We start from the raw sequence: 3,520 nt of genomic DNA on the forward strand, positions 1-3,520 counted from the left end.
GGAGGGCCGGGGCAGGCTCCGGTCGGTGCTCCCGACCCCTCGCTGTCCTGGAGCGCCCCGATGGCACCCGGTGGCGTCCCGGGGGCGGGGCGGGCCACCGTCGTGTCGTTGGGGGAGCCGGAAGGCTACGACGAGAACGCGCGGCCGCGGCCGTTCGGGCGGCGCAGCCGGTCTCAGATGGTGGCCGCCGCGGTCTGTCTCGTCCTCGGCGCCGGGCTCATCGGCGGTGCCGTCACGGGCAGTTGGCTCACGGGCGACTCCGAAGGGTCCGACGCCCGGCAGGGGTTCGCCGCCGCCGGAGGCCTGTGGCACAACGTGCCCGTCGACCAGTTGTTCCCGCCCACCCTGCAGGGCAAGGGTGCGGGCCCCGGCGACGCCGACCGGTCCTGGACCCGTATCGCCGTGGCCCCCGACGGGGGCTGCAAGGGCGCCTTCGACCCCCTGCTGCGCAAGGTGCTCGCCCCCGTCGGCTGCGAGCGCCTGCTGCGCGCGACCTACACCGATGCCACCCAGAGCCATGTCACCACCGTCGGCCTGCTGTTCACCGAGGCCGACGCCGCCGGCATGGCCGCCCTCGCCCGCCGTTTCGACACCGAGCGCCTGGACCGCCGTACCGACCTGATGCCCCTGCCGTACCCGGCGAAAGGCACCGTCGCCGCGGGGTTCGGCGCGGAGCAGCGAGCCTCCTGGGTGATCTCCGTCCTCACGGACGCCCCCGTCGTCGTCTACGCCGTCACCGGCTGGGCCGACGGCCGCACCGTCGACACCGTGCTGCCCGCCGAGGACGCCATGGAGTCCGGAGCCACCGCCGCCCCCGCCCAGGCGGGTCTCGGCCACGAGGCGCGGGGTCTCGCCGACCGCGTCGAGCGCGGACTGCGCACGCGGGCCGGCACCGCCACGGAGCAGCCCTCATGAGGCCCCGCACCGGCCGGCGTCCCGCCGCGGCCCTGGGCGCACTCCTCACCACCGCACTCGTACTCCTGCCCGCCACTCCCGCGCACGCCGACGGCATCCGCGCCCGGCAGTGGTCCCTCGAGGCGATGCACACCGAGGAGGTGTGGCAGACCACGAAGGGCGCGGGCGTCACCGTCGCCGTGCTGGACACCGGCGTGGAGGCCGACCATCCCGACCTCGAGGGCAACGTCCTCCCCGGCAAGGACCTCGTCGGCTTCGGCGCGAGCGAGGGCGACCGCGCCTGGGCCCGCCACGGCACCGCCATGGCCGGGATCATCGCCGGCCACGGCCACGGACCCGATCGTGCCGAAGGCGTCATGGGCATCGCGCCCGAGGCGGAGATCCTCCCCGTCCGGGTGATCCTGGAGGACGGCGACCCCTCCCGCGCCAAGGCCCGCAGCACTCGCGGCAACGCCCTCGCCGAGGGCATCCGCTGGGCCGCCGACAACGGCGCCGACGTCATCAACCTCTCCCTCGGCGACGACTCCGCCTCCGCCCACCCCGAACCCGGTGAGGACGAGGCCATCCAGTACGCCCTGCGCAAGGGCGTGGTCGTCGTCGCCTCCGCCGGGAACGGCGGCGAGAAGGGCGACCGCGTCTCCTACCCTGCCGCCTACCCGGGCGTCATCGCCGTGACCGCCGTCGACCGCTACGGCACCCGCGCGCCGTTCTCCACCCGCCGCTGGTACGCGACGGTCAGCGCGCCCGGGGTCGACGTGATCATCGCCGACCCCGACCACAAGTACTACGAAGGCTGGGGCACCAGCGCCGCCGCCGCGTTCGTCTCCGGGGCGGTGGCCCTGGCCGAGGCGGCCCATCCGGGCCTGACCCCCGCCCAGATCAAGCGGCTCCTGGAGGACACCGCCCGCAACGCCCCCGCCGACGGCCGGGACGACTCGCGCGGCTTCGGCTTCATCGACCCGGCCGCGGCGATCAGGGCGGCGGCCGGGCTGAAGCCGGACGGGCTGGCATCGGCGGCCTACGGGAAGAAGCACTTCGGTCCCGGCCCGGACACCGGCGAGCCCGACGACGGCACCGCCGACTGGGCGGCCCCCCTGGCCGGCAGCGCCGGCGGTGTGCTGCTCGTGGCCACGGTGGTGCTGTGGCGCGGACGTCGCACGGACCGGCACCACTTCCAGACGGACCGGCACCACTTCTAGAGGGAACGCGGCCGCCCACGGACCGCCCCGGCCTCCGGACCGGCGCCGCGGGAAGAACGCCCCGCCCCGTCCAGGGCCGTGAGCGCATGCCTCACCGCCGCCACCACCAGGGCCACGCCCCGCTCCCTCGTCGTGTTGCCGTCGGACAGCGCCGACACCAGGCAGTCGCGTCCGCCGGCCGTGACGTACCCGATGCTGTGCACGACCCACAGCCCCGTCGCGTCGCGCGGCAGCCAGCCGTTCTTCACGGCCCACGCCGTGCCCCCGTCCGCCGCGGACGGCACACCCCACGCCTGCTCCGGGACGACCCGCTCCATCAGTTCCCGTACATACGCCCGTGACGCCGCGCCCAGTTCCGAGTCCGCGCCGAAGACCCGCCGCAGCAGCGTCAGCCGGTCCAGGGCCGTGGTGCGGGTCAGCCCCCACAGCCTGCCCTCGCCGCCCGTGGTCTCCGTCAGCCCGAGGCGGGCGTTCGCCGCGTCGAGGCCCGCCGCCCGGCCGATGCCGTCCCACAGGACCGACGCCGCGTCGTTGGCGCTGCGCACGATCATCTCCGCCGCGCACGACCGCTCCGCCCCGGTGAGCTCCCGGCCCGCGTCCTGCGCGCGGAGCAGCAGCGCCGCCAGGATGTCCACCTTCACGAGGCTCGCCGTGACGAACACCCCGTCCCCGCGCGAGACGGTCTCCCCGGAACCCATGTCCAGTACCGCCACGGACACCCGCGCCACGTGCGCCACCTGTCTCCCTCCGTCGAAATCGAAGCCGAGCCGAAGCCGAGGCCGTATGAAGCCGAGGCCGCATGAAGCCGAAGCCGCGTCCGAGCCTGTCACGCGCGGCCGATAGGGTCGGTGACCGTGGCGAACAAGAACATTCCCGACTCCCCGTTCCGCGACGACGACGGCACCGCCGACCCCCGGCTGAGCGCCGCCCTCGCCGCCTGGGCCGAGGACGGCAACGCCGTCGGTCCCGTCCTGGAGGCACTGAAGGGCGCCCGGCTGCTCGTGCCCGTCGTCGCCATCCTCGGTGAGGCCGAGGAGGACGAGAACGGGCTGCGCCGCGAGAAGACCAGCGACATGGCCGTACCCACCCTGAAGGCCGGCGGCCGCACCGCTCTGCCCGCCTTCACCTCCACCGACTCCCTCGCCCGCTGGGACCCGGCCGCCCGCCCCGTCGCCGTACCGCTGCACCAGGCGCTGCAGGCCGCCGCCCACGAGAAGGCGGACACGGTGATCCTGGACCTGTCCGGTCCGGTGCCCTTCGAGCTGACCGGTCCCACCCTGCTCGCGCTCGCCGAGGGACGCACCAGCACCGACCCGCTCACCGACCCCGCCGTCGCCGAGGCCGTACGGGCCGCCGTGGCCGCCGAACCCGCCGTGCTCCGTGCCCACCTCGGGCCCGGCCGGGCC

The 3,520-nt window shown here is 75.4% G+C and carries 4 protein-coding genes; 3 read left to right on the plus strand and 1 reads right to left on the minus strand.

Annotation, left to right across the window (positions count from 1 at the left end; genetic code table 11):
• Positions 1-102: 102 nt before the first annotated feature.
• Together B9S61_RS08725 and mycP are read left to right on the plus strand one after the other, a co-directional pair.
• A complete protein-coding gene (locus tag B9S61_RS08725) occupies positions 103-915 on the plus strand; it encodes a hypothetical protein (RefSeq protein WP_103541740.1) in 813 nt (270 codons plus the stop codon).
• Positions 912-2,114, plus strand: coding sequence for a type VII secretion-associated serine protease mycosin (gene mycP, locus B9S61_RS08730; protein WP_103541739.1), 1,203 nt, complete (start codon positions 912-914; stop codon positions 2,112-2,114). The genes B9S61_RS08725 and mycP overlap by 4 nt, the downstream gene beginning before the upstream one ends.
• Here the strand turns inward: mycP and B9S61_RS08735 are convergent.
• Complete coding sequence (locus B9S61_RS08735; RefSeq protein ID WP_219819902.1) at positions 2,111-2,851, minus strand: serine hydrolase; 741 nt, start codon at positions 2,849-2,851, stop codon at positions 2,111-2,113. The two genes, mycP and B9S61_RS08735, sit on opposite strands and share 4 nt — an antisense overlap.
• 117 nt (positions 2,852-2,968) lie before the next feature.
• On the opposite strand from B9S61_RS08735, the gene B9S61_RS08740 reads away from it, so the two are divergent.
• Positions 2,969-3,520 (plus strand): SseB family protein (locus B9S61_RS08740; protein WP_103541741.1); only part of this gene is annotated, 552 nt, incomplete at its 3' end.

Origin of the sequence: Streptomyces sp. SM1 (assembly GCF_002910825.1) — a bacterium.
GTDB classification, from domain to species: domain Bacteria; phylum Actinomycetota; class Actinomycetes; order Streptomycetales; family Streptomycetaceae; genus Streptomyces; species Streptomyces okerensis.